General features: G+C 68.3%; 24 protein-coding genes. 10 read left to right on the forward strand and 14 right to left on the reverse strand.

Features of this window, described 5'->3' with window-relative positions:
- The 3 genes from AZC_RS15225 to AZC_RS24485 all read left to right on the forward strand — a co-directional run bounded on the left by AZC_RS15225 (position 1) and on the right by AZC_RS24485 (position 2,902).
- Positions 1-444 carry a DUF6867 family protein gene (locus AZC_RS15225; protein WP_012171470.1) on the forward strand — a complete coding sequence of 148 codons (444 nt, stop codon included), beginning with the start codon at positions 1-3 and terminating at the stop codon, positions 442-444.
- 168 nt (positions 445-612) lie between these two features.
- Positions 613-1,713, forward strand: coding sequence for a branched-chain amino acid ABC transporter substrate-binding protein (locus AZC_RS15230; RefSeq protein WP_043879434.1), 1,101 nt, complete (start codon positions 613-615; stop codon positions 1,711-1,713).
- 172 nt (positions 1,714-1,885) lie between these two features.
- Positions 1,886-2,902, forward strand: coding sequence for a glycosyl transferase family 90 (locus AZC_RS24485; RefSeq protein WP_012171472.1), 1,017 nt, complete (start codon positions 1,886-1,888; stop codon positions 2,900-2,902).
- Positions 2,903-2,911: 9 nt separating this feature from the next.
- On the opposite strand, the gene AZC_RS15240 is transcribed toward AZC_RS24485, so the two are convergent.
- Positions 2,912-3,643 carry a cytochrome c biogenesis CcdA family protein gene (locus AZC_RS15240; protein WP_043880364.1) on the reverse strand — a complete coding sequence of 244 codons (732 nt, stop codon included), beginning with the start codon at positions 3,641-3,643 and terminating at the stop codon, positions 2,912-2,914.
- A 161-nt stretch (positions 3,644-3,804) separates the two neighbouring features.
- Here AZC_RS15240 and AZC_RS15245 point away from each other — a divergent pair, with 161 nt between their 5' ends.
- Together AZC_RS15245 and AZC_RS15250 are read left to right on the forward strand one after the other, a co-directional pair.
- A complete protein-coding gene (locus AZC_RS15245; protein ID WP_012171474.1) occupies positions 3,805-4,815 on the forward strand; it encodes a P1 family peptidase in 1,011 nt (336 codons plus the stop codon).
- A gap of 72 nt (positions 4,816-4,887) precedes the next feature.
- Complete coding sequence (locus AZC_RS15250) at positions 4,888-5,397, forward strand: hypothetical protein (RefSeq protein ID WP_012171475.1); 510 nt, start codon at positions 4,888-4,890, stop codon at positions 5,395-5,397.
- A gap of 12 nt (positions 5,398-5,409) precedes the next feature.
- Here AZC_RS15250 and AZC_RS15255 read toward each other — a convergent pair whose 3' ends face one another.
- From AZC_RS15255 to coxB, 9 genes are all read right to left on the reverse strand, one after another.
- Complete coding sequence (locus tag AZC_RS15255) at positions 5,410-6,666, reverse strand: NAD(P)/FAD-dependent oxidoreductase (protein ID WP_043879435.1); 1,257 nt, start codon at positions 6,664-6,666, stop codon at positions 5,410-5,412.
- 69 nt (positions 6,667-6,735) lie between these two features.
- On the reverse strand, positions 6,736-7,506 hold the full coding sequence (locus AZC_RS15260) for an SURF1 family protein (protein WP_012171477.1): 771 nt from the start codon (positions 7,504-7,506) through the stop codon (positions 6,736-6,738).
- On the reverse strand, positions 7,503-7,895 hold the full coding sequence (locus AZC_RS15265; protein ID WP_012171478.1) for a DUF983 domain-containing protein: 393 nt from the start codon (positions 7,893-7,895) through the stop codon (positions 7,503-7,505). The genes AZC_RS15260 and AZC_RS15265 overlap by 4 nt, the downstream gene beginning before the upstream one ends.
- A gap of 67 nt (positions 7,896-7,962) precedes the next feature.
- Positions 7,963-8,796, reverse strand: a complete 834-nt coding sequence (locus AZC_RS15270; RefSeq protein WP_012171479.1) for a cytochrome c oxidase subunit 3 — start codon at positions 8,794-8,796, stop codon at positions 7,963-7,965.
- A 151-nt stretch (positions 8,797-8,947) separates the two neighbouring features.
- A complete protein-coding gene (locus AZC_RS15275) occupies positions 8,948-9,595 on the reverse strand; it encodes a cytochrome c oxidase assembly protein (RefSeq protein WP_012171480.1) in 648 nt (215 codons plus the stop codon).
- A 7-nt stretch (positions 9,596-9,602) separates the two neighbouring features.
- The gene (locus AZC_RS15280; RefSeq protein ID WP_012171481.1) at positions 9,603-9,827 is read right to left on the reverse strand and encodes a hypothetical protein; all 225 of its coding nucleotides are present in this window, start codon (positions 9,825-9,827) and stop codon (positions 9,603-9,605) included.
- A 4-nt stretch (positions 9,828-9,831) separates the two neighbouring features.
- The gene (gene cyoE, locus AZC_RS15285; protein WP_012171482.1) at positions 9,832-10,776 is read right to left on the reverse strand and encodes a heme o synthase; all 945 of its coding nucleotides are present in this window, start codon (positions 10,774-10,776) and stop codon (positions 9,832-9,834) included.
- Positions 10,777-11,006: 230 nt separating this feature from the next.
- Positions 11,007-12,614, reverse strand: coding sequence for a cytochrome c oxidase subunit I (gene ctaD / locus AZC_RS15290; protein WP_043879436.1), 1,608 nt, complete (start codon positions 12,612-12,614; stop codon positions 11,007-11,009).
- Between the two features lie 146 nt (positions 12,615-12,760).
- A complete protein-coding gene (gene coxB, locus AZC_RS15295; RefSeq protein ID WP_043879437.1) occupies positions 12,761-13,612 on the reverse strand; it encodes a cytochrome c oxidase subunit II in 852 nt (283 codons plus the stop codon).
- Positions 13,613-14,022: 410 nt separating this feature from the next.
- On the opposite strand from coxB, the gene AZC_RS15300 reads away from it, so the two are divergent.
- From AZC_RS15300 to AZC_RS15315, 4 genes are all read left to right on the forward strand, one after another.
- Positions 14,023-14,565, forward strand: coding sequence for an invasion associated locus B family protein (locus AZC_RS15300; RefSeq protein WP_244421726.1), 543 nt, complete (start codon positions 14,023-14,025; stop codon positions 14,563-14,565).
- 237 nt (positions 14,566-14,802) lie between these two features.
- Positions 14,803-16,641 (forward strand): monovalent cation:proton antiporter-2 (CPA2) family protein, encoded by a 1,839-nt coding sequence (locus AZC_RS15305; RefSeq protein WP_043879439.1) that lies wholly within the window; start codon positions 14,803-14,805, stop codon positions 16,639-16,641.
- Between the two features lie 134 nt (positions 16,642-16,775).
- Positions 16,776-18,194 (forward strand): MATE family efflux transporter, encoded by a 1,419-nt coding sequence (locus AZC_RS15310; protein WP_043879440.1) that lies wholly within the window; start codon positions 16,776-16,778, stop codon positions 18,192-18,194.
- 46 nt (positions 18,195-18,240) lie between these two features.
- The gene (locus AZC_RS15315; RefSeq protein WP_012171488.1) at positions 18,241-19,173 is read left to right on the forward strand and encodes a DUF937 domain-containing protein; all 933 of its coding nucleotides are present in this window, start codon (positions 18,241-18,243) and stop codon (positions 19,171-19,173) included.
- A gap of 99 nt (positions 19,174-19,272) precedes the next feature.
- Here the strand turns inward: AZC_RS15315 and AZC_RS15320 are convergent, their stop codons facing one another.
- Positions 19,273-19,602 carry a DUF1127 domain-containing protein gene (locus AZC_RS15320; RefSeq protein ID WP_158304124.1) on the reverse strand — a complete coding sequence of 110 codons (330 nt, stop codon included), beginning with the start codon at positions 19,600-19,602 and terminating at the stop codon, positions 19,273-19,275.
- Between the two features lie 172 nt (positions 19,603-19,774).
- On the opposite strand from AZC_RS15320, the gene AZC_RS15325 reads away from it, so the two are divergent.
- Positions 19,775-20,656 carry a LysR substrate-binding domain-containing protein gene (locus AZC_RS15325; protein ID WP_012171490.1) on the forward strand — a complete coding sequence of 294 codons (882 nt, stop codon included), beginning with the start codon at positions 19,775-19,777 and terminating at the stop codon, positions 20,654-20,656.
- A gap of 37 nt (positions 20,657-20,693) precedes the next feature.
- Here the strand turns inward: AZC_RS15325 and AZC_RS15330 are convergent, their stop codons facing one another.
- From AZC_RS15330 to AZC_RS15340, 3 genes are all read right to left on the reverse strand, one after another.
- The gene (locus tag AZC_RS15330) at positions 20,694-22,064 is read right to left on the reverse strand and encodes a glutamate--cysteine ligase (protein ID WP_012171491.1); all 1,371 of its coding nucleotides are present in this window, start codon (positions 22,062-22,064) and stop codon (positions 20,694-20,696) included.
- A 223-nt stretch (positions 22,065-22,287) separates the two neighbouring features.
- Positions 22,288-23,286, reverse strand: a complete 999-nt coding sequence (locus AZC_RS15335) for an AI-2E family transporter (protein WP_043879441.1) — start codon at positions 23,284-23,286, stop codon at positions 22,288-22,290.
- Between the two features lie 86 nt (positions 23,287-23,372).
- Positions 23,373-25,022: a long-chain-fatty-acid--CoA ligase gene (locus AZC_RS15340; RefSeq protein ID WP_012171493.1), complete on the reverse strand. Its 1,650-nt coding sequence runs from the start codon at positions 25,020-25,022 to the stop codon at positions 23,373-23,375.
- Between the last annotated feature and the right edge of the window lie 37 nt (positions 25,023-25,059).

Below are 25,059 nucleotides of genomic sequence, written 5' to 3' on the forward strand. Positions count from 1 at the left end.
ATGGTTGCCCCCTCTCCCGATCCCGGCCGCCGCTGGGCCCCCATGGTGCTGCTGCCTGTCATCGCGCTGGTCGCGGTGGTGGCGGCCTTCGTGCTGCATCCGCAATGGGTGGTCGAGGTGTCCCTCGGCGACTTCCTGCTGGTGACGGTCTTCCTCGGCGGCGGCGCTGCCTGGATGTCCGGGCGCGCGGTGGCGAAGGTGTGGAGCCCCTTCCTGCTGGTGTTCGTCTATTCCGTGCTCGTGACCTGCGCGGTGCGCTTCTGCCACTTCGCCTTGTTCCACGGCACGCTGCTGTCGCTGAAGTATTTCCTGGTCGAGCTGGTCATCCTGCTTTCCATCGCGAGCCTTGGATTCCGCACGGTGCGAAAGCAGCAGATGACGCTTCGCTACGGCTGGCTCTACGAGAGCTCCGGCCCCCTCGCCTGGCGTCCGCGCCAGGGCTGAACGCCACGCTGCCGCAGCCCCGCCTCCCCCATCGACAGGGGACGGATTTGCGGCAGAATGGCGGGCATCCACGTCCCTGAATCGACTGTACCAGTCACACATCTGCCCGTTGCAGCCGGCCTCGCGGGTTCCGTCTCGCGACCGCTGGAAAAACCAGAGGAGATACGGATGAGGAAGCTTCTACTTGCCGGTCTTGCGCTTGGCGCCGGCCTGGCCTTCGCGGCCCAGGCTCAGGCCCAGGTGAAGCTGGGCGTGGCCGGTCCCATGACCGGCCCGAATGCCGCTTTCGGCGCCCAGCTCAAGAACGGCGTCGAGCAGGCCGTCACGGACATCAATGCGTCCGGCGGCATCCTCGGCCAGAAGATCCAGGTGTTCGTGGGCGACGACGCCTCCACCCCGGCGCAGGGAACCTCCGTCGCCAACAAATTCATCTCCGACGGCGTGAAATACGTCGTGGGCCACTTCAACTCGGGCGTCTCGATCCCGACCTCCACCAACTATGAGGAAGGCGGCATCCTCCAGATCACGCCCGCCTCCACCAACCCGACCTTCACCGAGCGCAAGCTCTGGAACGTGTTCCGCACCTGCGGCCGCGACGACCAGCAGGGCGCGGTGGCCGGCGAGTACATCCTGAAGAACCTGAAGGACAAGAAGATCGCCATCGTCCACGACAAGACCCCCTATGGTAAGGGCCTAGCGGACGAGACGCAGAAGGCCATCAACAAGGGTGGCGTGAAGGAAGTTGTCTATGAGGGCATCACGCCCGGCGAGAAGGACTATTCCGCTCTCGTGTCCAAGCTGAAGGCGGCCGGCGTCGAGGTGCTTTATTACGGCGGCCTGCACCCGGAAGCCGGCCTGCTGGTGCGTCAGATGCGCGATCAGGGCATGAAGACCGTCCTGTTCTCCGGCGACGGCATCACCGACAAGGAATACTGGACCATCGCCGGCCCCGGCGCCGAAGGCACGCTGATGACCTTCGGCCCCGATCCGCGCAAGAACGCCGCCGCCAAGGAAGTGGTGGACCGCTTCAAGGCCAAGGGCATCGATCCGGAAGGCTACGTGCTCTATTCCTACGCCGCCGTGCAGATCATCAAGCAGGCGGCCGAGGCCACGAAATCCCTCGACCCGAAGAAGGTCGCCGACTACATGCACTCCGGCGCCACCTTCAACACCGTGCTCGGCCCGCTCGCCTTCGACAAGAAGGGCGACCTGACCAAGCTCGACTATGTGGTCTACGTCTGGAAGGACGGCGGCTATTCGGAACTCTGACCCGGCCTTGCCGATCATATCCATCTGACAGGGAGACGCCCGCGCCGTGCGCGGGCGTTTTCTTTTGCGCCGGAGCGGTTCGAATTCCGCGACGGCAGGCCCATCACGTTCGCGCCGTGGAGCATTTGCCCCCTACCGGACAGGGGGGTATTGGCCTTATAAGCCCTAGCCGATGGCCGCTTTATCCGACCTCCTGTTCCAAGCCGTACCCGGGCCTGTGCTGCGGGCGATGGTGGCCGCGCGCTTCGGAACCGTGGTGCCCGCCGGACGCCGGGTCTGGGTGAATGCCGGTGCCGGCCGCGAGGACGGCCTCTCCTTCGAGAATGACGGGCGCTGGCTGGTGGCGACCGCCGGCGGCGAGCTCCTGAAGCGCGACCGCATCAACAGCCTCTGGAAGCGCGGCGCCATCATGGCCTATTTCGCCTCCCGCTCGAATGCGGACGCGCTGGAGACGAGCCTCGCCGACCACAGCGCCACGCCCCGCGTCCTCACATTCTGCTCCAACCATCCCGACGCCGTTCTGGTGCCAGATCGCTCCTTCATGACGCCGCGCATCTATGCGCCCTATCGGGCCATCGCCCATAGCGTGCCATGGGCGGAGCGCGAGGACGTGGTGCGCTGGCGTGGGGCGCCGTCCGGCCAGGGCGAGATCGCCCACAGCTGGATGGACGCCGGCAACCCCATGCTGCGCCAGCGGGTGCGCATGTGCCTCGCGCTCCGCGACGAGCCGGGCGTGGACGTCGCCTTCGCCGGCCGGGCCGACCTCGCGCCCTATGGCATCAGCAAGGAGCGCCTCGATCCGCTGAGCTGGGCCAAGGTGCGCTATGCCATCGACATCGACGGCTTCTCCGCCGCCTGGATGAACTTCTTCTCGCGCCTGCTGCTCGGCTGCTGCGTCATCAAGGTCGCCTCGCCCTATGGCTTCCGACAGTGGTTCTATGACGCGCTGGTGCCGTGGATCCATTATGTGCCGGTGAAGGCGGACCTCTCCGACCTCAAGGAGAAGATCGCCTGGTGCCGGGCCAATCCCGATGCCTGCCGGCAGATCGCCGAGGAGGGCCAGCGCCTTGCCCTCTCGCGCACGGTCGAGAGCGAGACCCAGCTGACGCTCGCCCGCATCGACGCAGCGCTCGGCGCGCGCAACGCGGCCAAGGCGCCCAACCCGCGCCTGCGGGACGCCAGTTCCTGATCGAGATCCTCAGCCGAGCGTGCTGAGGATGGGGAAGGTTTCGAGCAGCCAGTAGCTCATGCTGGCGATGCCGCCGGACAGGAAGGCGATGCCCGTGAGCACCAGCACGCCGCCCATCACCTTCTCCACCACCGGCAGGAAGCGCCGCATGTGGGTGAGGCTCTTGAGGAAGGGCCGCACGGCGAGCGCCGCCAGCAGGAAGGGCACACCGAGGCCGGCGGAATAGACCGCGAGCAGCGCTGCCCCCTTCGTCACCGTCGCCTCCGAGCCCGCGACCGCGAGGATGGCCCCGAGCACCGGGCCGAGGCAGGGGGTCCAGCCGAAGGCGAAGGCAAGGCCCATCACGAAGGCGCCCCATACGCCCGTCGGCTCCGCCACATGGGCGCGCGCGGTGCGCGACAGAAAGGCGATGCGGAACACGCCGAGGAAGTTGAGGCCCATCAGGATGATGGCGATGCCGGCAATGAGCGAGAGCGTGTCGAGATGGGCGCGCAGCACATTGCCGATGGCGGATGCCCCCGCTCCCAGCAGCACGAACACAACGGTGAAGCCGGAGACGAACAGCACCGCCCCATAGAAGGCCCGGCGGGCGACCTGACGCAGCGGCTCGGCATTGGTGAGGTCGTCGAGGGTCGCGCCGCCGATGTAGCACAGATAGGGCGGCACCAGCGGCAGCACGCAGGGGGAGAGAAAGCTGGCAAGGCCGGCAAGGAAGGCGGCGGGCAGCGAAACGTCGGCCATCGGACCCTTGGGTGCTACGCCCCGCCTCCGCACGGGCGGGCTCCCGTGTCTTGGCCCCATCGCGCGCCAGCGGCAAGCCCCGCGCCCCATGCCTCCCCGCGTTGTGAAGCCGCGCCCTCCCGCCCTACCCTGCCGTCCTGTCCTGATTCCCCGGTGCCGCCATGCGCAATCTCCTCACCGACGTGCCCGGCCTGACGGTGGGCCATGCCACCGACCTGAAGCTCGGCTCCGGCGTCACCGCCATCCTGTGCCATCCGCCCGCCGTGGCGGCGGTGGACGTGCGCGGCGGCGCGCCAGGCACGCGCGAGACGGACCTGCTCGACCCCGCCGCCACCGTGCCCCATGTGGACGCCATCGTGCTTTCCGGCGGCTCGGCCTATGGGCTCGACGCCGCCTCCGGCGTGACGAGCTGGCTCGCGGCGCACGGGCGCGGCTATCTGGTGAAGGACATCCGCGTCCCCATCGTGCCCTCGGCCATCCTGTTCGATCTCCTGAACGGCGGCGACAAGCACTGGGGCCGGCATTCGCCCTATCGCGACCTCGGCTACGCGGCCGCCGAGGCAGCGGGCGAGGACTTCGCCCTGGGCAGCGTCGGAGCCGGCACGGGCGCCACCACGGCCCGGGTGAAGGGCGGTCTCGGCTCGGCCTCCGCGATCGCGCCAACCGGCCATCGCGTGGGCGCGCTGGTGGCGGTGAACGCGTTGGGCTGCCCGCTCATGGGCGAGGGTCCGCATTTCCGCGCCGCCCCCTTCGAGCGCAACGGCGAGTTCGGCGGCCTCGGCCTGCCCGTGCCGCTCCCGGCGGACGGCGGCGGCATCCATCTCAAGGGCGCGACGCCGAAGACCGCCACCACCATCGCGGTCGTCGCGACGGATGCCGATCTCACCAGCGCCCAGACCCGCCACTTCGCGGTGATGGCGCAGGATGGGCTCGCCCTCTCGCTCTATCCCGTCCACACGCCGCTCGATGGCGACTGCGTCTTCGCTCTGGCCACCGGGCAGGCGACGCTCTCGGACCCCATCGGCGATCTCCTCGCCATCGGCACCACGGCGGCGGCGGTGCTGGCGCGGGCAGTGGCACGGGCGGTCTATGAGGCGACGGCCCTGCCCTTCCCTGGCGCGCAGCCCGCCTGGCGCGACCTGTTTCCGGGCGCGGTGCGGGGACGAGGCTGATTTCGCGCCGTCCTGTGCTAGATCAGCCGCGAACCGGCTCCGCCCTGGAGCCTCGCCTCTTCAGGAGCCGCCATGTCCGCCTTGCCGCCGATCCCGAAGCCCCGCCGCCGCTCCGCGCAGCCCGGCGCCCTCGGCGGCCTGCTGGCCATCATCTTCTGGTGCGCCTGCGGCATCACCGCCGTTCCGCTGGCCGGCCTGTTCACGCTCATCTCGGCCATGGGGCCGCAGGGAGCCTTCTCCGCCATTGCGGATTCGTTTTCCGGCTCGTCCGCCTCCGCGCAGATGCTGCGGCTCGGCCTGGTGCCGCAATTCGTGCTCTATGTCTGGGCGGTGACGACGGTGGCGCTCACCATCCTGCGCTCACGCCATGCGCTGACGCTGGTGCCGCTGGCGCTGGCGGTGTGGGTGGCCGTCACCGCCTTCTGCCAGTTTTCCATCCGCAGCATGATCACGCCCGGCGACGTGACCTTCATGGACCTCGCCGCGCTGCTGCCGGGGCTTCTGGTGCAGGCGGCGGGCGTCGCGGCGCTCTATGGCTATTTCCGCGAAGGCCAGCGGCCGGCCGCCTTCTACACCCGCTGACGCGGGCCGCCCTCAGGCCGTGGCGAAACGCGCGGGCGAGAACGGCGTCGGATCGGTGAAGGGCGTGACGCCCATCACCAGATCCGCCAGCAGACGGCCCGAGACGGGACCGAGCGTCAGGCCCCAGTGGCTGTGGCCAAAGTCGAGGAAGAGATCGGCATGGCCGGGCGCCCGGCCGATCACCGGCTTGGAATCCGGAAAGGCGGGCCGGAAGCCGAGCCACGGCTCGGCGTGAACCTGAGGCCCCACGTCCACGAGGCGGCGCACGCCGGCAATCACCTGCCGCACTTGCCGATGGGTCGCCGGATCATCCCGGCGGGCGAATTCGATGCCCGTGGTGGCCCGGATGCCGCCCTTGGTGCCCTGCAGGGCGAAGCCGCCGGCGCGATCGACGATGCCCCGGCTGAGAAACTGGCCGGGCTTCGGCTCGAAATGGATGTGGTAGCCGCGCTTCACCGCCAGCGGCAGCGGCTGGGGGAGGCCGAGGCCCTTCAGCGCATCGAGGCTCCAGGGGCCGAGCGCCACCACGGCGATCTGGCCATCCACGGGCCCCTCCGCCGTCTCCACGCGCCAGAGGCTGCCGCTGCGCCGGAGGCTGCGGGCATCCCCGCGCACGAGCAGGCCTCCCCGCCGCTCCAGCAGCCGGGCATAGGCTTTCACCAGCCCGCCGGGATCGCTCACATTGTCGCAATCCGGCCAGTGGATGGCGGCGGCGAACGGCCCCGTCAGCAGCGGCTCCAGAGCGCGGGCGCCCGCTTCGTCCAGTACCCGGAAGGGGATGTTGAGGTCGTCCGCCAATTGCCGCTCGGTGGAGGTGGCGGCGAAATCGGCGGCGGTGCGATAGACCTTCAGATAGCCGGTGGGCGACAGCAGGCCCTGCACACCCGCCTCTTCCGCCAGCCGGCGATGCTCACCTCGCGCCTGCGCCATCAAAGGGCGCAGGTCGCGGGCGATGTTCGCCTGCGCCGCCGGCGCGGAGGCCTTGAAATAGGCGATGAGCCACGACGCGAGCCCCGGCAGCGCCCCGAGCCGGTAGTTGCTCTGGGGCGAGAGCTTGAGCGCATGCTTCAGCAGCACCACCGGGTCGTAGGGCAAGGAGGTGGGCAGGAGGCCGCTGCCCTCGATGACGCCCGCATTGCCGAAGGAGGTGCCTTCGCCCGGCTGCGCGCGGTCGATCAGCGTGACCGAGAGCCCGCGTTCGCGAAGATGCAGGGCGGCGCTGACGCCGACGATTCCCGCCCCGAGTACGATCGCATCCGTGCGCGCCATTCTGCGTCCTCCGCGCCGCATCTTGGCGGACGGGGCTGGCGTGGGGAAGGTCGGGCGGGATGCGTGTCCTCAGGAAGCGGCACGGTGCGCGCGGCGGCGCAGCAGCAGGTAGGCGACGGTGACGCCGACGAGGGCGGCCGCGAGCCCGTACCATGTCAAAGCGTATTCCAGATGCCGGTTGGAGAAGGCGAGGCGGGTCTCGCCGCCCTGCGGCAGCCCGCCGGGATTGGGCGTGCCGTCGGCATCGATCAGGAACGGCGCGGCGCCGGTGAGCCCCCGCGCGGCGGCGATTTCCACGGGATCGCGGCGATACCAGGCATTGCGGGCGGGATCGTTGGCGGGGACGAAATAGCTCGCCTCCTCCGGAAAGCGCAGCAGGCCGGTGACGGTCACTTGGCCCGCCACCTGCCCCGCCGCCCGCTGGGCTGGCGCACGCGCCGCCTCGGGCACGAAGCCGCGATTGACGAGCACCGTGCCGCCTCCCGCCAGATGCAGCGGCGTCACCACGAGGAAGCCCGGCCCCTTCTGCGGCCCCGCCGCATCCGAGAGCACGGTGTAGATGAGCGTTTCCTTGCCGTGGTCGAACGTGCCGGTGGCGGTCACATGGTCATATTCGTCCCGCGCCCGCGTGAGGCCCGCCCAGCCCGAGGGCGGCGGCAGTGCGTGAGGTGGTGCCTCGACCCGGCTGTCCACCTGGCGGATGAGGTTCAGCTTCCACGCCCGCCGCTCCAGTTGCCACGTGCCAAGGCCGATGAGGATGAGGAAGGCGCAGCCGGCGGCCAGCAGCAGCGGCCAGATACGCCCCGCCGGTGGCCGCTCCGCTTCCAGGGCGTCCGTCACGGTGGCCCGTCTCCGCCGCTCAGCCGGCCCTCCGCGGCCTTGTTGCGATATTGCAGGGCGATCAGCACCGCCTTGAAGGGGCGCAGCAGCCCGAGCGTCACCCCGAGGATGGCCGGGATCCAGAGGAGGGCATGCAGCCAGAGGGGCGGCTCGTACTTCACCTCCACCCACAGCGCCAGCACCACCACCAGCGCGCCGCCAATGAGGATGACGAACACGGCCGGCCCGTCGCCGGCATCGATGAAGCCATAGTCGAGGCCGCAGGCCTCGCAGCGCGGGGCGAGATCGAGGAAGCCCTTGTAGAGCTTGCCCCGGCCGCAGCGGGGGCAGCGGCAGGCAAGGCCGGCGGCGATCGGGGAGACCGGCTCGTAATAATGCTCGGAATTCATGGGACCTCCGCCGGCAGCAAAAAGGGGCGGCCGATGCGCCGCCCCTTTTTCCGGATGTGGCGCAGGATCAGTGCCCGCCGTGGCCGGCGGCTGCCCACACATAGATAAAGGTGAAGAGGAACAGCCAGACCACGTCCACGAAGTGCCAGTACCAGGCCGCCGCCTCGAAGCCGAAGTGCTTCTGCGGCGTGAAGTCGCCCAGATAGACCCGCAGCAGGCAGACGATCAGGAAGATGGTGCCGACGATGACGTGGAAGCCGTGGAAGCCCGTCGCCATGAAGAAGGTGGCGCCGTAGATGTTGCCCGAGAAGGCGAAATGGACGTGGAGATACTCGTAGGCCTGGCAGAGGCTGAAGATCAACCCGAGGCCGACGGTGCACCACAGGCCCCACTTCACGCCCTGCCGGTCGCCTTCGAGCAGGGCATGGTGCGCCCAGGTGAGGGTGGTGGCGGAGGTGAGCAGGATAAGGGTGTTGAGCAGCGGCAGGTGCCAGGGCGAGAGCGGTTCGATGCCCTTGGGGGGCCACACGCCGCCGGTGAACTCCATCCGCTGGTAGTTGATGGCCTCGCCGGTGAAGAGCGAGGCATCGAAGAAGGCCCAGAACCAGGCGACGAAGAACATCACCTCGGAGGCGATGAAGAGGATCGTGCCGTAGCGGAATCCGATCTGGACCACGTTCGTGTGGAAGCCAATATGGCCTTCGCGCACGATGTCGCGCCACCAGCCGAACATGGTGTAGCAGATGCCGAGCAGGCCCAGCGACATGGGCAGTGCCGAGCCGCCGTGCATCCACAGCACCGCGCCGGACGCGCCGACGAAGGCGGCGATGGCTCCGATGATCGGCCACGGGCTCGGATCGACCACGTGGTAATCGTGATGCTTGGCGTGTCCTTCGGCCATCTGACGCGGCCTCCCCTTCTATCCCGTTTCCAGTATGCCACATCTGCGCCGATCTGGCGCGGATGGTTGGTCTTGAAACCCTTGCGTGTCCTCGGCGCGGCGAGATGCCACGCCCCGCGTCAGGGGCCCGATCGTCACATGGGCCCTGTCGTCACATGGGCACCTTCTGCTTCGGAGCGGGCGCGGCAGCCTGCGCCGCCGCCGGCTTCGCCGCAGGGAAGAAGGTGTAGGACAGGGTGATGGTGGTGAGCCCGTCCATCTCCGGATCATCCGCGATGGCGGGGTCGATGTAGAAGACCACGGGCATGTCCACCTTCTCGCCCGCCTCCAGCTTCTGCTCGTTGAAGCAGAAGCACTGCAGCTTCACGAAATAGGCGCCCGCCGTGGAGGGCATCACATTATAGGTTGCGTTGGCATAGGTCTCGGACCTGCCGCGGCTGGCCGCGAAGTAATAGGCCATGCTGGTCTCGCCGACCTTCACCTCGGTGCTGGTGGCTTCGGGCCGGAAGTCCCACGGCAGGCCGGGGGCGACGTTGCCATCGAAGCGCACGGTGATCTTGCGATCCAGCACCTTGGTCGCCGCCCCTTCGGCGGTGCGGGTGGCGCCGCCGAAGCCGGTCATGCTGCAGAAGGCGCGATAGAGCGGCACCGAGGCGTAGGTCACGCCCACCATGGCGGCGACGAAGAGCACGCATCCGACCACGACCCGGCCGTTGCGGCGGGAGGCACGAGGCGCGCGCGAGACATCGGCGGAGGGCTCGGCCCCGGCGGTCTTCTCGGCGGTCTCGCGCGTGTCCATGGCTACCTCACAAGGGTCGGTTCAACACCACGCCGGGTCCCAGCTTCACGATGGTGACCACGTAGAAGAGGATCACCAGGAAGCCGAGCACGGAAGCGATCGCGATGGAGCGGGCGCGCCGCCGGCGCAGTTGCTCGGGGGTCAGCACCACGCCGTCCTCGGGGGGCGGCGGCGCCGGAGGCGTCTTGCGCTCCGGCGGCGGGGCCGGCTTTCGCTTCACCGTCTGACCCAAGGGCTCACATCCCCCTCACCAGCGCTTCCGCCAGAAGGGTGGCGAACAGCAGGAACAGATACAGGATGGAGAAGCCGAAGAGCTTCTTGGCGGCGGTGACGGCGGCGGGGCCCGTGCGGCGGCGATAGACATTCACCGCCAGCAGCAGCATGCCGAGGCCGGTGACGCCCGCGACGACGCCATAGGCAAGGCCCGCCTCGCCCAGCATCACCGGGGAGAGGGCCAGCGGCACGAGGAAGAGCGTGTAGAGCAGGATCTGCTTGCGCGTCTCGTCCGGCCCCGCCGTCACCGGCAGCATGGGCACGCCGGCGCGGGCATAGTCATCCGCCCGGTAGAGGGACAGCGCCCAGAAGTGCGGCGGGGTCCAGAAGAAGATGATGGCGACGAGGATGACGCTCTCGAGGCTGATGCTGCCGGACGCAGCCGCCCAGGCGACCATGGGCGGCAAAGCGCCCGAAAGGCCGCCGATGACAATGTTCTGCGGCGTCGAGCGCTTCAGCCACATGGTGTAGACCACCACGTAGAAGAAGATGGTGAAGGCGAGCAGCGCGCCGGCCAGCACATTCACCAGGAGGCCCAGCACGACCACCGAGAAGGCGGCCAGCGTCAGGCCGAAGGCGAGCGCCTCCCGTGGCGTGACGCGGCCGGCCGGAATGGGGCGGCGCTGGGTGCGGGACATGACGGCGTCGATGTCCGCGTCCCACCACATGTTGAGCGCACCGGCGGCACCGGCGCCGACCGCGATGCAGAGAATGGCGGTGAAGGCGATGACGGGATGAACGTGATCAGGGGCGCGCACGAGACCGACGAGCGCGGTGAAGATCACCAGCGACATCACGCGCGGCTTCAGCAGGGAGATGTAGTCCCGCGGGGTTCCAAGCCCTTCCGAGGCCTGCGGTGCGAGGCTGCGCCCCGCATTCTCGTTCAATCCTACGCTCACGTCGCTCATGACTTCTCATCCACCGGGTCCGGCCCGGCGCCGTGCCGGACGCCGGGGCCGGAACTGGGCCTCCGGGAAAAACCGGAGGCCGGCCCGCTTCAATGCCGCCAGAGGGGAGGCAACGCAACCCTGAAGCCCTGCCCCTCGCGCCCGCACTCTGGAGGTGACCGGCGTCCGGCGCATGGCCGGAGCGGACCCGGACGGAGCAGGGGCGGACCCCTGCCCCGCTCCGGCGGACCTCACTTGATGCGCGGCAGCACCTCGAAGTGGTGATACGGCGGCGGAGACGGAAGGGTCCACTCGAGGGTGGTGGCACCCGCCCCCCACGGATTGTCGCCCGCCTTCTCCTTGCGGACGAAGGCCAGCGCCGTTCCGATGAGGAAGATGATCACCGCGACGCCCGAGATGTAGGAGCCGATGGAGGAGATGTAGTTCCAGTGGGCGAAGGCGTCCGGATAGTCCGCATAGCGGCGCGGCATGCCGGCAAGGCCGAGGAAGTGCTGCGGAAAGAACACCATGTTCACGCCGATGAACGTGACCCAGAAGTGCAGCTTGCCCCAGAATTCCGGGATCATGTAACCGCTCATCTTCGGGAACCAGTAGTACCAGCCGGCGAAGATGGCGAAGACGGCGCCCAGAGAAAGCACGTAGTGGAAGTGGGCCACCACGTAATAGGTGTCGTGCAGCGAGCGGTCGATGCCGGCGTTGGAGAGCACGACGCCGGTCACGCCGCCCACCGTGAACAGGAAGATGAAGCCGATCGACCACAGCATGGGCGTGCGGAACTGCAGCGAGCCGCCCCACATGGTGGCGATCCAGGAGAAGATCTTCACGCCCGTCGGCACCGCGATGATCATGGTCGCGGCGACGAAATAGGACTGGGTCGAGGCGGACAGGCCCACCGTGTACATGTGGTGCGCCCACACCACGAAGCCCACCACGCCGATGGCCACCATCGCATAGGCCATGCCGAGATAGCCGAACACGGGCTTGCGCGAGAAGGTGGAGATGATGTGCGAGATGATGCCGAAGCCGGGCAGGATGAGGATGTAGACCTCGGGGTGGCCGAAGAACCAGAACAGGTGCTGGAACAGGATCGGGTCGCCGCCGCCCGCCGGATCGAAGAAGGTGGTGCCGAAGTTGCGGTCCGTCAGCAGCATGGTGATGGCGCCGGCAAGCACGGGCAGCGACAGCAGCAGCAGGAAGGCGGTGATGAGCTGCGCCCAGGCAAACAGCGGCATCTTGTGCAGCGTCATGCCGGGGGCGCGCATGTTGAAGATGGTGGTGATGAGATTGATCGCGCCGAGGATGGACGAAGCGCCCGCCACGTGCAGCGAGAAGATCAGCAGATCCATGGCCGGGCCGGGATGGCCGAGCTTGGAGGAGAGCGGCGGATAGATGGTCCAGCCGCCGCCGAAGCCGTCCGAGCCCGCCGCGCCTTCCACGAACAGCGACATGATGGCCAGCGCGAAGGCCGGCACCAGCAGCCAGAAGGCGATGTTGTTGATGCGCGGGAAGGCGGTGTCGGGGGCGCCGATCATCAGCGGCACGAAGTAGTTGCCGAAACCTCCGATCAGCGCGGGCATCACCATGAAGAAGATCATGATGAGGCCGTGGCCCGTGGTGAAGACGTTGAAGGTCTGCGGATTCTTGAAGTACTGGAGGCCGGGCTCCATGAGCTCCAGCCGGATGCCGATGGACAGGGCGCCGCCCACGATCCCCGCCACGATGGCGAAGATCAGGTACATGATGCCGATGTCCTTGTTGTTCGTGGAGAACACCCAGCGCCGCCAGCCGGTCGGCACGTGGTCGTCATGGGCGCCGTAGGATGCTGCCTGAGTGGCCATGGTCCAGTCCTCGATCCCGAAGGGCGCCGTCGGCGTTCGCGGCCTGCCCTGATCCCTGATGCGGGCCGCCGGGGCGGCCCCTGGATGGCGATGCGCCACCCGCGAATGTCAGATCGCCCGCCCGCATGCTACGGCGGGCGGAAAGCTCAGCGCGCCGGGGCGGCGTCCGCCACCTGTGTGGGCACCGGCGCCTGCGTGTCGGCGAACTTCTGCTTGGCCTGCGCCAGCCAGGCATCGAAATCCTGCTGGCTCACCACGCGCACCGCCAGCGGCATGAAGGCGTGGTCGCGGCCGCAGAGCTCCGAGCACTGGCCATAATACACGCCTTCCTTGGTCGCCTTGAACCACGACTCGTTGAGGCGGCCCGGAATCGCGTCGATCTTCACGCCGAAGGACGGCACGGCGAAGGAGTGGATGACGTCGGCGCTGGTGACGTGGATGCGCACCACCTTGTTCACCGGCACCACCACCTCATTGTCCACCGCCAGCAGGCGCGGCTGGCCGGGCTTCAGGTCCTTCTCCGCGACCATCAGCGAATCGAAGCCGAAACCGCCATTGTCGGGATATTCGTAGGACCAGTACCACTGGTGCCCCGTCACCTTCACCGTCATGTCCGGCTCGGGCGTGTGCAGCTCGAGATGCAGCAGGCGGAAGGAGGGAATGGCGATCGCCACCAGGATCATCACCGGCACGACCGTCCAGGCCACTTCCAGCAGCGTGTTGTGCGTGGTCTTGGAAGGGACCGGATTGGCCTTCTCGTTGAAGCGGACGATGCAGATCGCCAGCAGCACGAGCACGAACAGCACGATGGACGAGATGATCACCAGCAGGAAGGTGTTGAAGGAGCGAATGCTCTCCATCACCGGCGTCGCCGCCTGCTGAAGGTTCATCTGCCAGTCGGACGGTTGCCCCAATCCTGCATGGGCGGCCGCAAGCGACAGGCCCATCCAGCAGGAGGCAGCAACGGCGAGCGCACCGGCGCGGCGCAATGACATCATCTTAGGCCCTCTCCGAGGGCGGCAGAGCCGCCGGACGTGTCTTCCCTGGCGCCCAAACGCCCGGGCACACAACCCGTGATTGCCGTGCACTTTTACCGCACAGCGGCGCTTTGGCTTCTTTCTTGATTTACATCAAACACAAATTTGCGACGAGCCGCAATCAGCACACCCCTGCCCCACATGCGACACAAAGTCGGATTGGAAGGCGCCGCGGATGTGCATCGGCACCGGCGTTTAGAAAACGTCCACCCGATTCACGCTTCATGCCGCGGGGATGGAAACATCCTCAGGAGAAGGAGCCGGGCGTTCTCATTCTTGACATGGACGGCAGGCTCCTTAAGCACAGACGAGACATTTCAACGGCCGCAGGCATCCTGCTTGCTTGGCTGGAGCCCTGTTTGGTGATGCCCATGCTGCCCTTCCGCCTGATTGCCTCGGCGCTGCCCCGGATGCGCGCCCTTGCGCCGGCGGCCGCCCTCATCGGCCTGCTCCTCGGCGTCAGCCAGGCGACGCCCGCCGCCGCCCAGGGCGTGGTGAAGCAGACCTTCGGCGAGTGGCAGATCCGCTGCGACACGCCGCCCGGCGCCCAGAGCGAGCAGTGCGTCCTGCTCCAGAGCGTGCAGGCGGACGACCGGCCCAACGTCGGCCTCACCGTCATCATCCTGCGCACCGCCGACCAGAAGAGCCGCCTGCTGCGCGTGCTTGCCCCCCTCGGCGTGCTGCTGCCTTCCGGCCTCGGCCTCAAGATCGACGATGCGGACGTGGGCCGCGCCGGCTTCGTGCGCTGCCTGCCCAACGGCTGCGTCGCCGAGGTGGTGATGGACGACACGCTCATCGGCCGCCTGCGCGCCGGCAAGATGGCCACCTTCATCATCTTCCAGACCCCCGAGGAAGGCATCGGCATTCCGCTGAGCCTCAACGGCTTCGGCCCCGGCTTCGACGCCCTGAAATAAGCCGGGCCAGCGGCCCCCCCGCCATCCACACACTGCGGGCCGGATTTTCCGCCGCCGGCACGGTTTGGCCATGCTTGGGTTCCAAAAGGCACGCCCATGGAGCCGACCGGCCGGATCATTGGTCCCAAGCCGTGACACCGTCTCCGATTCTTTGGTAGAGAGAGCGTCTGGCCGGTGCCGCCTTGCAGTGCGGGAGGCGCCACGGATGCTCTGGCGGGCCGCGGGGAGACGGAGCGGATGCATGGCGATGAACACACGCTCTTCCTGAGCGCCCTCGCCTTCCTCGCCGCGGCCGTCGTTTCCGTTCCCATCGCCCGCCGCCTCGGCCTTTCGCCAGTGGTCGGCTATCTCGCCGCCGGCGTCGCCATCGGCCCGGCCGGCCTCAGCGTGGCAGACCCCTCCACAGTCATCACGGTGGCCGAGCTCGGCGTCGTCCTGCTGCTGTTCCTCATCGGCCTCGAGCTCCAGCCCTCCCGCCTCCTTTCCATGGGGCGCTACATCTTCGGCCTCGGCACGGCGCAGCTTCTGCTCACCGGCGCGGTGATCGCGGTGGTGGAAATGCTGCTCGGCTTCGGCTGGGCGGCGGCGGTCATCTCGGGCCTGGCGCTCGCCATGTCGGCCACCTCCATCGCGCTCCAGCTGCTCTCGGAGCGTGGCGACGTCTCGTCCGGCTACGGCCAGCGGGCCTTCTCCATCCTGCTGTTGCAGGACATCGCCATCGTGCCGCTGCTGGCGCTGGTGCCCCTGCTGGCGCCGGGCGAATCCGCGACACCGCGCAACCCCACCGGCGTGCTGCTCCAGGCCGGCGCCATGATCGGCGCTATCGCCGTGGTGGTGGTGGCGGGGCGCTATCTCCTCAATCCGCTCTTCCGTCTGCTCGCCCGCACCGGCGCGCGCGAGGCGATGACGGCGGCCGCCCTCCTCGTGGTGATGGGTGCGGCGGGCCTCATGGCGTTTGCCGGCCTGTCCATGGCGCTGGGCGCCTTCCTTGCCGGCCTGCTGCTGTCGGAAAGCACCTTCCGTCACGAGCTGGAAGCCAATATCGACGCCTTCCGCGGGCTCCTGCTGGCGCTGTTCTTCATGGGCGTCGGCATGTCGCTGGACCTGAAGGTGGTCATTCCCTACCTCGGTCCCGTGCTCTCCGGCGCTCTCGTCATCACAGCGATCAAGTTCGCCGTGGTGTTCGTGCTCTATCGGGGGGACCACCGCGATCTCGCGGACGGGCTCAGGGCGGGCGCCGTGCTGATGCCGGCGGGCGAGTTCGCCTTCGTGCTGTTCCCGCTCGCCCTCTCGAACGGCATCCTCGACCAGCAGCAGACCTCGCTCCTCACCGCTACGGCGGCGGTGACGATGATGATCGGTCCGCTGGCCTTCGCCGGCATCGAGGTGCTGCTGCCGCGCCTGCGCAAGGATGCGCCGGAGCCCGAGCCGGACGATTTCACGGATGCCAACGGCAGCGTGCTCGTGATCGGCTTCGGCCGTTTCGGGCAGGTGGTCTCCCAGTGCCTGCTGGCCGAGAATGTCGGCGTCACCATCATCGACAACGATGTGGAGATGATCCAGAGCGCCGGCCGTTTCGGCGTGCACATCTATTATGGCGACGGCACGCGGCTCGACGTGCTGCGCGCCGCCGGCGCCGAGACCGCCGAGGTCATCGCGGTGTGCGTGGACGACAAGGACACGGCCACCCGCATCGTGGAGATCGTGAAGGCCTCCATGCCGCAGGCCCGCCTCTTCGTGCGCAGCTTCGACCGCGTGCACACCATGGATCTCCTGCGCAAGGGCGTGGATTTCGAGATCCGTGAGACGCTGGAATCGGCCTTCGCCTTCGGCACGCGGACCTTGGAATCGCTGGGGCTGGATACGGAGACCGCCCGCCAGCGCGTCGCCGAGGTGCGCGAGCGCGACCGGGCGCGGCTGCTGCGCCAGATGGAGGAAGGCCTTTACGCCGGCCTCGACCAGTTCACGCCCCGCAAGGTGGAGCCGGAACCGCTCACCCGGCCCGAGAAGCCCGCCCGCCCGCTCAACCCCGAGGCGCAGGACGTGCTCACCCACGAGACCGAATTCTCCGGCTGACGGGTCACCGCCGTCAGCGGTGTTCTTCCGCATCGGTCTGGGGCATGGTCCGCCCCCGCCGGCCCACGGAGCCGGATCGGGCGCGTTCAGCCTGATCGCATCCGGAACTCGCCCCCGCCCGCTCCAAGGTTCCCATGGCCCGTTCCCATCCCACCTTCACCCACGGTTCCATCATGCGCCATGTGGCGGTCATGACGGGCACCGGCTCGGTGGGGCTGGTCGCCGTGTTCATGGTGGACCTGCTCAACCTCTTCTACATCTCGCTGCTGGGCGAGGCGGAACTGGCGGCGGCCATCGGCTATGCGGGCACGGTGATGTTCTTCGTCACCTCCGTCACCATCGGCCTCATGATCGCGGCCTCCGCCACCGTCTCGCGGGCGCTCGGCGCCGGGCGGCGGCGGGAGGCACGCCAGCGCGCCACCACGGCGGCGGTGCTGATGCTCGCCACCTGCCTCATCCTGACGGCGGTGACGCTGCCGCTGCTGCATCCCCTCCTCCGCCTCCTCGGCGCCACCGGACACACCGCGGCCATTGCGGAGCGCTTCCTGTTCATGGTCACGCTCTCGACGCCGCTGCTCGGCCTCGGCATGGTCGCCTCCGGCGTCCTGCGGGCGACGGGCGATGCCAGCCGCTCCATGTGGGTGACGCTCGGCGGCGGCATCGTCACCGCATTGCTGGACCCGCTGCTGATCCTCGTGCTCCATCTGGGGGTGGATGGCGCGGCCTATGCGAGCTCGGCCTCCCGCCTCTTCATGGCCATCGCCGGCCTCTACTGGTGCGGCAAGCACCATCGCCTGCTGACGCGGCCGACCCGGCGGATGATCGCCGAGAACTTCCGTCCCATCGCGTCCATCGCCTGGCCGGCCATCCTCACCAATGTGGCCACCCCGGTGGGCAATGCCTATGTCACTTCCGCCCTCGCCCCCTTCGGCGACGAGGCGGTGGCGGCCTGGGCGGTGATCGGGCGCGTCATCCCCGTGGCGTTCGGGCCGCTGTTCGCGCTGACTGGGGCTGTCGGCCCCATCTTCGGCCAGAATCTCGGTGCCGGCCGCTACGACCGGCTGCGCACCACCTTGCGTGACAGCCTGCTGCTGATCCTCTGCTACGTCCTGCTCGTCTGGCTGGCCATGGCGCTCGGCCGCGGTTCCATCGCCTCCGGTTTCGGGCTGACAGATGCGGGACGCGGCATCGTGGAGTTCTTCTGCCTCGTCTCGGCGGGCAGCTTCATGTTCCTCGGTGCCCTGTTCGTCTCCAACGCCGCCTTCAACAATCTCGGCGCGCCCCTGTTTTCCACGCTGTTCAACTGGGGCCGGGCGACACTCGGCACGGTGCCCTTCGCCTGGGCGGGGGGACAGCTCATGGGGCCGAACGGGGTCATCCTCGGACAGAGCCTCGGCGCCGTGGCCTTCGGGCTCGCGGGCATGGTGTTCGCGTTCCGGCTCATCGAGAAGATCGGTCGTTCAGGTGCGCCGGCTGCGCCCGGCCGCCACCCGGCGCCAGCGGAAATGCCGCCTTTGTCCTCGCCGCAGGATGCGGCGGCCATCGACCCGTGATTTTGGCGCTGTGATGGCGTAGGGTCTCCTTCAGGGGAGGCCATACATGGATCAGTTCACCCAGTTGCTGAAGTCCGCCCAAGGCGGGCACGGCGTCGAGAACCTCGCCAACCTGTACGGCCTCTCGGCCCAGCAGACGCAGCGCGTGATGGAAGCGCTGATTCCGGCCTTCTCCGTGGCGCTCCAGCGGGCCATGCAATCGCCCGAGAGCCTCGCGAATCTCACCATCCTGATGATGAGCGGCCCCTACGGCGGGCTCTACGAGCACCCGCCGCAGAAGCCCGTGGAACTCGCCAAGCCGGGCGATCCGGTGCTGGAAGCCGTGTTCGGCAGTCCCGACGTGGCCAAGGCGGTCGCCGACCACGCGGCTTCGTCTTCCGGCCTCGCCGCCGCCGTGGTGAAGCAGGTGATGCCGTCCTTTGCGACGCTCCTTCTCGGCGGTCTTGCCAAATCGCTGGCCGCCTCCGGTGCCATGAGCCAGATGCTCGCGGCATCCCTCGCGCGGGCCAGCGGGCAGCAACTGCCGACGGGCAATCCGTGGGTTGATGCGCTGAACAATTTCATCTCGCCGCCGCAGGCCCAGCAGGCGCCCCAGTCCACGGGAAATCCGTGGGTGGATGCGTTTGCCCAGATGATGGTGCAGTCGCCCTTCGGCCTGCGCGGCGCCAACGCCCGCAGCAACAACCCCTGGCAGGCGCTGGCGGAAACCATCAGCGCGTCCATGGCAGCCTTCCAGATCCCGGCTCAGGGCTGGACCGCGGCACCGCCCCCGAAGGCTGCGCCGACGCCCCCTCCCCCGCCGCCCGAACCGGCGAATCCCGCTTTGCCGTTCCAGGACTTCTTCGCCAAGCTGTTCACCCAGGGCTGCCCGCCGGCCTTCAACGCCTTTGATCCGAGCCGCAGTTCGGGGCCGACGGGCTTCTACCCGTTCGATGTCTGGGCGCAGATGCTCGACCGGAGCAGCGGCCGCAAGGGCTGAGGCAGATACGAAAAAGCCCGCACCGGACGGTGCGGGCAAGGCGGCGGTCCCGAGGGGCGCGACCGCAATCTCATTGGAATTCTGGAACGGTGCGCGTGATCACCAGCCCTTTTCGGGCAGGCCGCGATGGCGCAGAAGCTCCCGCTGCACGAGGCGCCGGGCGGCCTGCCGCTCCACGGAGCGGGTCACCAGGACGTCGGTCGGATCGCTCCACCAGGGGGATGCCGCCGCGTCGCGCAGGTCACTGCGGTCGAGGCCGATGTCTTTCAGCATCGCGTCGCTCATCTCCCCGAGGGTGGCCACATCCCGGCGATGGATCATGGCACGGGTGATATTGCGCACCGTCCGCACGAGGGCACGGGCCGCCAGGCCGAAACGGACGCTGACGGGCGCATAGAAGGCGCTGCTGTTTTCACCGAAGGTTGCCATGTCGCTCTCCATCACCGGGGCGCGCCATCACTCCTCCAGGCCTCGGGTGAGGGCCACCCGATTTCGCTGCGCCGCGGTTGGCTCCTCTTGTGTCCGAGAGCGATGAATCAGACTAGCGAATGTTATTCATCGCTCATATCATCGTGTGTGATGACTTCGGGACGCTGGCGCCATGACCGTTCTGCTCGATGCCGACCATTTGCGGACCTTCGCCGCCATTGCGGAGACCGGCAGCTTCACCAAGGCGGCCGAGGTCGTACACAAGACCCAGTCCGCTGTTTCCATGCAGATGAAGCGGCTGGAGGACCGGGTGGGACGGCCGCTGTTTGCCCGTGACGGCCGCGCCTCGCGGCTGACGCCGGACGGCGAAAAGCTGCTCGACTATGCCCGGCGCATCGTGAAGCTCAATCTGGAGGCGGTCTCGGCCTTCACCGACCAGACGCTCTCCGGCCGCGTGTGCCTCGGCGTGCCGGACGATTACGCCGACCGCTATCTCCCCGACATCATGGCCCGGTTTTCCCGCACCCATCCCTCCGTCGAGCTGACGGTGGTGTGCGAGCCAAGTCAAAGGCTGAACGAGAGCATCGCGGCCGGGGCCATCGACCTTGCCATCATCACCGCCACCGACATCTCCAACCGCAATGTGCAGGTGATCCGGCGCGAGCGCCTGCTGTGGGTGGGATCGCTCCGCCATTCCGCACATCTGGAGGAGCCGACGCCGCTCGCCCTCGGCCAGCCCACCTGCCAGTGGCGGGACGTGGCGGTGGCGGGCCTGCATAAGTCAAAGCGCGGCTATCGCATTCTCTACAGCAGCCCCAACCATGGGGCGGTTTCCGCCGCGGTGCTGGCAGGCCTTGCCATCTCGGTCGTGCCCGAATCGGCCCTGCGCCCCGGCATGCGGGTGCTGGGGGCGGCCGAAGGCTTCCCGCCGCTTCCGCCCTGCGACATCGGCCTGCTGCGCAACCCGCATGAGCCCTCGGCGCTCGCGGAGGCGCTGGCCCACCACATCATTCAGGGGCTGGACAATCTCACCGAGGCCGACGCGGCGGAATAGCCGCGCCGATCCTTCGGAACGCGATCCAAAAACCGGATCAGTAGGCGAGTTCTTCGAACACCGGCTCCACCGAGCCCTGCCAGGCGCCGTGATAGCGGGACAGCAGATCGTCGGCAGGCGTGCGGCCGGTGGCGACCACCTCTTCCAGCGGTGCAAGGAAGCGCGTTTCATCCCGGCCCTGGCTGTCGAGCTGGCGGCGGCGGACGAGACCCGCGCGCGAAAGCGCAAGAAGGTCGCGGGCGATGTCCTGCACGGTGCGGCCGCCGATGGTGGCCTTCAACCCGAGCCGCGGCACCTCATCACGCAGGGTCTGGCGCTCGTCGGCGGTCCAGTCCTTGGCAAGCTGCCAGGCGGCATCCAGGCTCTGCCGGTCATAGAGCAGCCCGACCCAGAAGGCCGGCAGCGCGCAGAGCTTGGCCCACGGACCCGCGTCGGCGCCGCGCATCTCCAGATACCGCTTAAGGCGGACTTCGGGGAAGATGGTGGAGAGGTGGTTGATCCAGTCCGCCAGCGTTGCGGTCTCTCCCGGCACCGCCGGATGGCGGCCGGCGAGCAGATCGCGGAAGGACGAGCCGGCCACGTCGATATAGGCATCGCCGCGCTTGATGAAATACATCGGCACGTCGAGCGCATAGTCCACATAGCGCTCGAAGCCCATGCCGTCCTCGAAGGCGAAGGGCAGCATTCCGGAGCGCGCATTGTCCGTGTCGCGCCAGATCTCGGAGCGGAAGGTCAGGAAGCCGTTCGGCCGCCCTTCGGTGAAGGGCGAATTGGCAAAGAGCGCCGTGGCGATGGGCTGGAGCGCGAGGCTGACGCGCAGCTTCTGCACCATGTCGGCTTCGGAAGAGAAGTCGAGGTTCACCTGCACGGTGCAGGTGCGGAACATCATGTCGAGGCCGAGCTTGCCCACCTTGGGCATGTAGCCGGACATGATCTTGTAGCGGCCCTTGGGCATCACCGGCGTCTCCGCCCGGCTCCATTTGGGGCTCATGCCGAGGCCGAGGAAGCCGACGCCGAGCGGCTCGGCCACCGTGCGCAGCTGCGCAAGATGGGTGTTCAGCTCCGAACAGGTCTCATGGATGGACGCAAGCGGCGCGCCCGAAAGCTCGAACTGGCCGCCGGGCTCCAGCGAGATGGCGCCGCCGGCGCGGGGGTCCGCAAGGCCGATGATGGTCGGGCCTTCCATGATGGGGTCCCAGCCGAGCACGTCCCGCATGCCTTCGAGAATCGCCCGGATTCCCTTGTCGCCTTCATAGGGAACCGGCTCGTGCCGGCCGAGGGTGAAGGGAATCTTCTCGTGCTCGGTCCCGATGCGGAACGCCGCTTCCGGCTTGTTGCCGGCTTCAAGATAGGCAACGAGCTCGTCGCGCGAGCGGATCGGCGTCGCATCGGTGGTGTCGCGGGCCATGAAACTCTAATCCCCGTGCCCTCAGCCGCCGCGCTGGCAGGGCGCCAGCGGCAACGCGGCCGGTCCAGAACCAAGCGGCAGGCCCAGGCGGGCCGGCCCGGCGGCAAGGCCGCCGCCCCGCGCGTCTCGTTCCGGCAGCGGATACGGGATCCGGCCGAAGCGGAAGCCGCAGGGCGCGCGAACATACACGCCGCGGGGGCGCCCGCAAACGCCCTCCGAAATCTCAGATGGCGCAGTTGTCGTCGGGGCGGCAGAGCGCAAAGACCAGAACCGTCAGCGGCGTCGCCAGCAGCAGGCCGAGCGGGCCGAGCAGCGTGCCGAACGCGACCACCGAGAACAGCGTCACGGCGGCCGGCAGCGACACCAGTTCCTGCTGCAGCAAGGGCGAAATGATGTTGCTCTCAACCTGCTGGACGACAAGGAAGAGCAGCAGCGTGTAGAAAGTGGTCTCCATCCCCACGGTCAGCGCCAGCAGAAGCGCGGGGATGGCGGCCATCACCGGCCCCACCATGGGCACGAATTCCGCGAGGCCGGCGAAAAGCCCGAGCGCCAATGCCGCAGGCACGCCGAGGACGGCAAGGCCGATGCCGCAGAGCAGCCCCACTACGATCATGGCGATGAGCTGGGCCTGGAGGAAGCAGCGGAGCGACTGGCCGATGCCGTCCACCCGGCGTCCGGCCGCGTCCTGATGCTGCGGGGGAAAGAGAGAAATCAGCAGGCGCCGGTAGAAGTGGGGCTGCATCGCGAAATAGAGCCCGCCGACGACGATCAGGAAGATTCCGACCAGCACGTTGGCGATGTTGGACGTTACCCCGCGCACCGCCGAGAGCACCGTGGCACCGGAGGGCGTGGCCGCCGCCTCGGCGCGGCGCATGAGGTCATCCACCATGCCGCGGAGATGGAATTCGTCCTGGAACGTCTCCCACGCGGCGGGCAGGCGGTGGAACAGCTCGCGCACCTGCGCGCTGATGATGTTGCCGAACAGATAGGCCACCACGCCGAGAAGGCCGGCCACCAGCAGGCACACCACGGCGAGGGCCGCGCGGGGCGGGCAGCCGGTGTACCGGGTGACGGCACCCGCGAGCCCGTGCAGGCCGATCGCCACGAGGATCGCGGCAAAGGCAAGCAGGAGCACGTCCGAGATGGCCCAGGCGGCGAGGAACAGGGCAATGACCGCGCAGGCAATGGCAGCCGCGCGCGCGACGGACCAGTCGGAGAGCATGGCGAACCTCGGGAGGGACCGGTTCGGCGCCGGCGGGCGCCGCCCGCCCCATACCACGCCCCGCCGCCGGGAGCAGCCGCAGCGTTTCAGCTCTGAGGGTGCCGCTGGCGCTCTTCGTCCACCAGTTCCTTCTTGGAGAGCTTGCCCACCAGCGTGCGCGGCAGGCTGTCGCGCACCTCGACTTCCTTGGGCATTTCCACCTTGGAGACCTGCTTGATCAGGAAAGCCCGCAGATCATCGCCCGTCACCGTTTCCCCGGCCTTGAGCGTGACGAAGGCCTTGGGCGCCTGCCCGCGATAGGGATCGGGCACCCCGATGACCACCGCCTCGGCCACAGCCGGGTGGAGATACAACGCCTCCTCGATCATCCGCGGATAGACGTTGAAGCCGCCGCAGAGGATCACGTCCTTGATGCGGTCCACGAGGAAGAGATAGCCGTCCGCATCCACATAGCCGACATCGCCGGTGCGGAAGGCGCCGTCCACGAAGGCCGACCGCGTCTCTTCCGGGCGGTTCCAGTAGCCCAGCATGACCTGCGGCCCGCGGGCGCAGACCTCGCCCTTCTCGCCGACGCCAAGAATGCGCGTGGGGTCTTCCAGGCTGCGAATCTCCAGCACCGTCTGCGGCACCGCCTTGCCCACCGAGCCGTCCTTGATGATGCCGGTCGGCGGGTTGGCGGTGAGCACGGGCGAGGTCTCGCTGAGGCCATAGCCCTCCACCAGCTTGCAGCCTGTGAGCGCCTCGAAGCGATGACGCACCTCCACCGGCAGCGGCGCGCCGCCGGAAATGCAGAGCTTGAGGGAGGCGAGATCCTGCGGCTGGGTCTCGGGCGCGTTGTTGATGGCGCCATAGATGGTGGGCACGCCGGGGAACAGCGTCGGCCGCGTGCGGGCGATGGTCTTCAGCAGGTCCGCAAGCTGGAAGCGCGGCACCAGGATGATCTCGGCGCCGAGCGCGATGGGAATGTTCATGACCGTGGTCATGGCGAAGACGTGGAACAGCGGCAGCACGCCGAGCACCCGCTCGCCGCCCGGCGTCAGGCAGTCCACATGGTCGATGACCTGACGGGCGTTGGACGCCACGGCGGCATGGGTGAGCATGGCGCCCTTGGGGACGCCGGTGGTGCCACCGGTATATTGCAGCACCGCCACCTCGCGCTCGGCATCCACCAGAACGGGCTTCAGCGCCGGAACATCGGCGGTCAGCGTCTTCAGCGTGACGTGCCGGCCGTCCGACGTGTCGTAGACCGCCTTGTCCTTGCGCTTGAACAGGTTGAACAGCAGCCCCTTGAGCGGGGAGAGAATGCCGGCGAAGGGGCAGACGATGATCGTCTTGAGCCCCGCTTCCTCGGCCACGGCCGCGACGCGGGAATGGATGATCCTGAGGTCCGGCACCACCATGATGGTCGTGCCGGAATCGCGGATCTGGTGTTTCAGCTCGCGTTCCACATAGAGCGGCGAGAAGTTCACCACGATGCCGCCGGCCTTGAGCACGGCGAAATAGAAGATAACCGAATAGGGTGTATTGGGCAGGCACAGGCCGACCCGCGTGCCGGGCACGACGCCGAGGCGCTGGAGGCCGGCCGCCGCGCGGTCCACGAGACCGCCAAGCTGGGCGTAGGTCCAGCAGCGTCCGAGAAAATTCAGGGCGGTCTTGCCGCCATAGGCGGCGACGCTGCGGTCGAGCAGTTCGGTAATGGGGCTCGCGGCCCGCGCCTGTTCCATGCGCTGGAGCATGGCTCTCCTCCCCTCTCCCGCACCTGCGACGGGTCCG

This window comes from Azorhizobium caulinodans ORS 571, assembly GCF_000010525.1.
GTDB lineage: Bacteria > Pseudomonadota > Alphaproteobacteria > Rhizobiales > Xanthobacteraceae > Azorhizobium > Azorhizobium caulinodans.

Coding starts and splice junctions, on each gene's coding strand:
- AZC_RS15325 (WP_012171490.1), top strand. CDS start 19,775: ATGACCGTTCTGCTCGATGCCGACCATTTGCGGACCTTCGCCGCCATT.
- cyoE (WP_012171482.1), bottom strand. CDS start 10,776: ATGAGCGACGTGAGCGTAGGATTGAACGAGAATGCGGGGCGCAGCCTC.
- AZC_RS15270 (WP_012171479.1), bottom strand. CDS start 8,796: ATGGCCGAAGGACACGCCAAGCATCACGATTACCACGTGGTCGATCCG.
- ctaD (WP_043879436.1), bottom strand. CDS start 12,614: ATGGCCACTCAGGCAGCATCCTACGGCGCCCATGACGACCACGTGCCG.
- AZC_RS15315 (WP_012171488.1), top strand. CDS start 18,241: ATGGATCAGTTCACCCAGTTGCTGAAGTCCGCCCAAGGCGGGCACGGC.
- AZC_RS15300 (WP_244421726.1), top strand. CDS start 14,023: ATGCTGCCCTTCCGCCTGATTGCCTCGGCGCTGCCCCGGATGCGCGCC.
- AZC_RS15250 (WP_012171475.1), top strand. CDS start 4,888: ATGTCCGCCTTGCCGCCGATCCCGAAGCCCCGCCGCCGCTCCGCGCAG.
- AZC_RS15305 (WP_043879439.1), top strand. CDS start 14,803: ATGCATGGCGATGAACACACGCTCTTCCTGAGCGCCCTCGCCTTCCTC.
- AZC_RS15335 (WP_043879441.1), bottom strand. CDS start 23,286: ATGCTCTCCGACTGGTCCGTCGCGCGCGCGGCTGCCATTGCCTGCGCG.
- AZC_RS15225 (WP_012171470.1), top strand. CDS start 1: ATGGTTGCCCCCTCTCCCGATCCCGGCCGCCGCTGGGCCCCCATGGTG.
- AZC_RS15240 (WP_043880364.1), bottom strand. CDS start 3,643: ATGGCCGACGTTTCGCTGCCCGCCGCCTTCCTTGCCGGCCTTGCCAGC.
- coxB (WP_043879437.1), bottom strand. CDS start 13,612: ATGATGTCATTGCGCCGCGCCGGTGCGCTCGCCGTTGCTGCCTCCTGC.
- AZC_RS15320 (WP_158304124.1), bottom strand. CDS start 19,602: ATGGCAACCTTCGGTGAAAACAGCAGCGCCTTCTATGCGCCCGTCAGC.
- AZC_RS15265 (WP_012171478.1), bottom strand. CDS start 7,895: ATGAATTCCGAGCATTATTACGAGCCGGTCTCCCCGATCGCCGCCGGC.
- AZC_RS15255 (WP_043879435.1), bottom strand. CDS start 6,666: ATGGCGCGCACGGATGCGATCGTACTCGGGGCGGGAATCGTCGGCGTC.
- AZC_RS15230 (WP_043879434.1), top strand. CDS start 613: ATGAGGAAGCTTCTACTTGCCGGTCTTGCGCTTGGCGCCGGCCTGGCC.
- AZC_RS15310 (WP_043879440.1), top strand. CDS start 16,776: ATGGCCCGTTCCCATCCCACCTTCACCCACGGTTCCATCATGCGCCAT.
- AZC_RS15330 (WP_012171491.1), bottom strand. CDS start 22,064: ATGGCCCGCGACACCACCGATGCGACGCCGATCCGCTCGCGCGACGAG.
- AZC_RS15340 (WP_012171493.1), bottom strand. CDS start 25,022: ATGCTCCAGCGCATGGAACAGGCGCGGGCCGCGAGCCCCATTACCGAA.
- AZC_RS15245 (WP_012171474.1), top strand. CDS start 3,805: ATGCGCAATCTCCTCACCGACGTGCCCGGCCTGACGGTGGGCCATGCC.
- AZC_RS15275 (WP_012171480.1), bottom strand. CDS start 9,595: ATGGACACGCGCGAGACCGCCGAGAAGACCGCCGGGGCCGAGCCCTCC.
- AZC_RS24485 (WP_012171472.1), top strand. CDS start 1,886: ATGGCCGCTTTATCCGACCTCCTGTTCCAAGCCGTACCCGGGCCTGTG.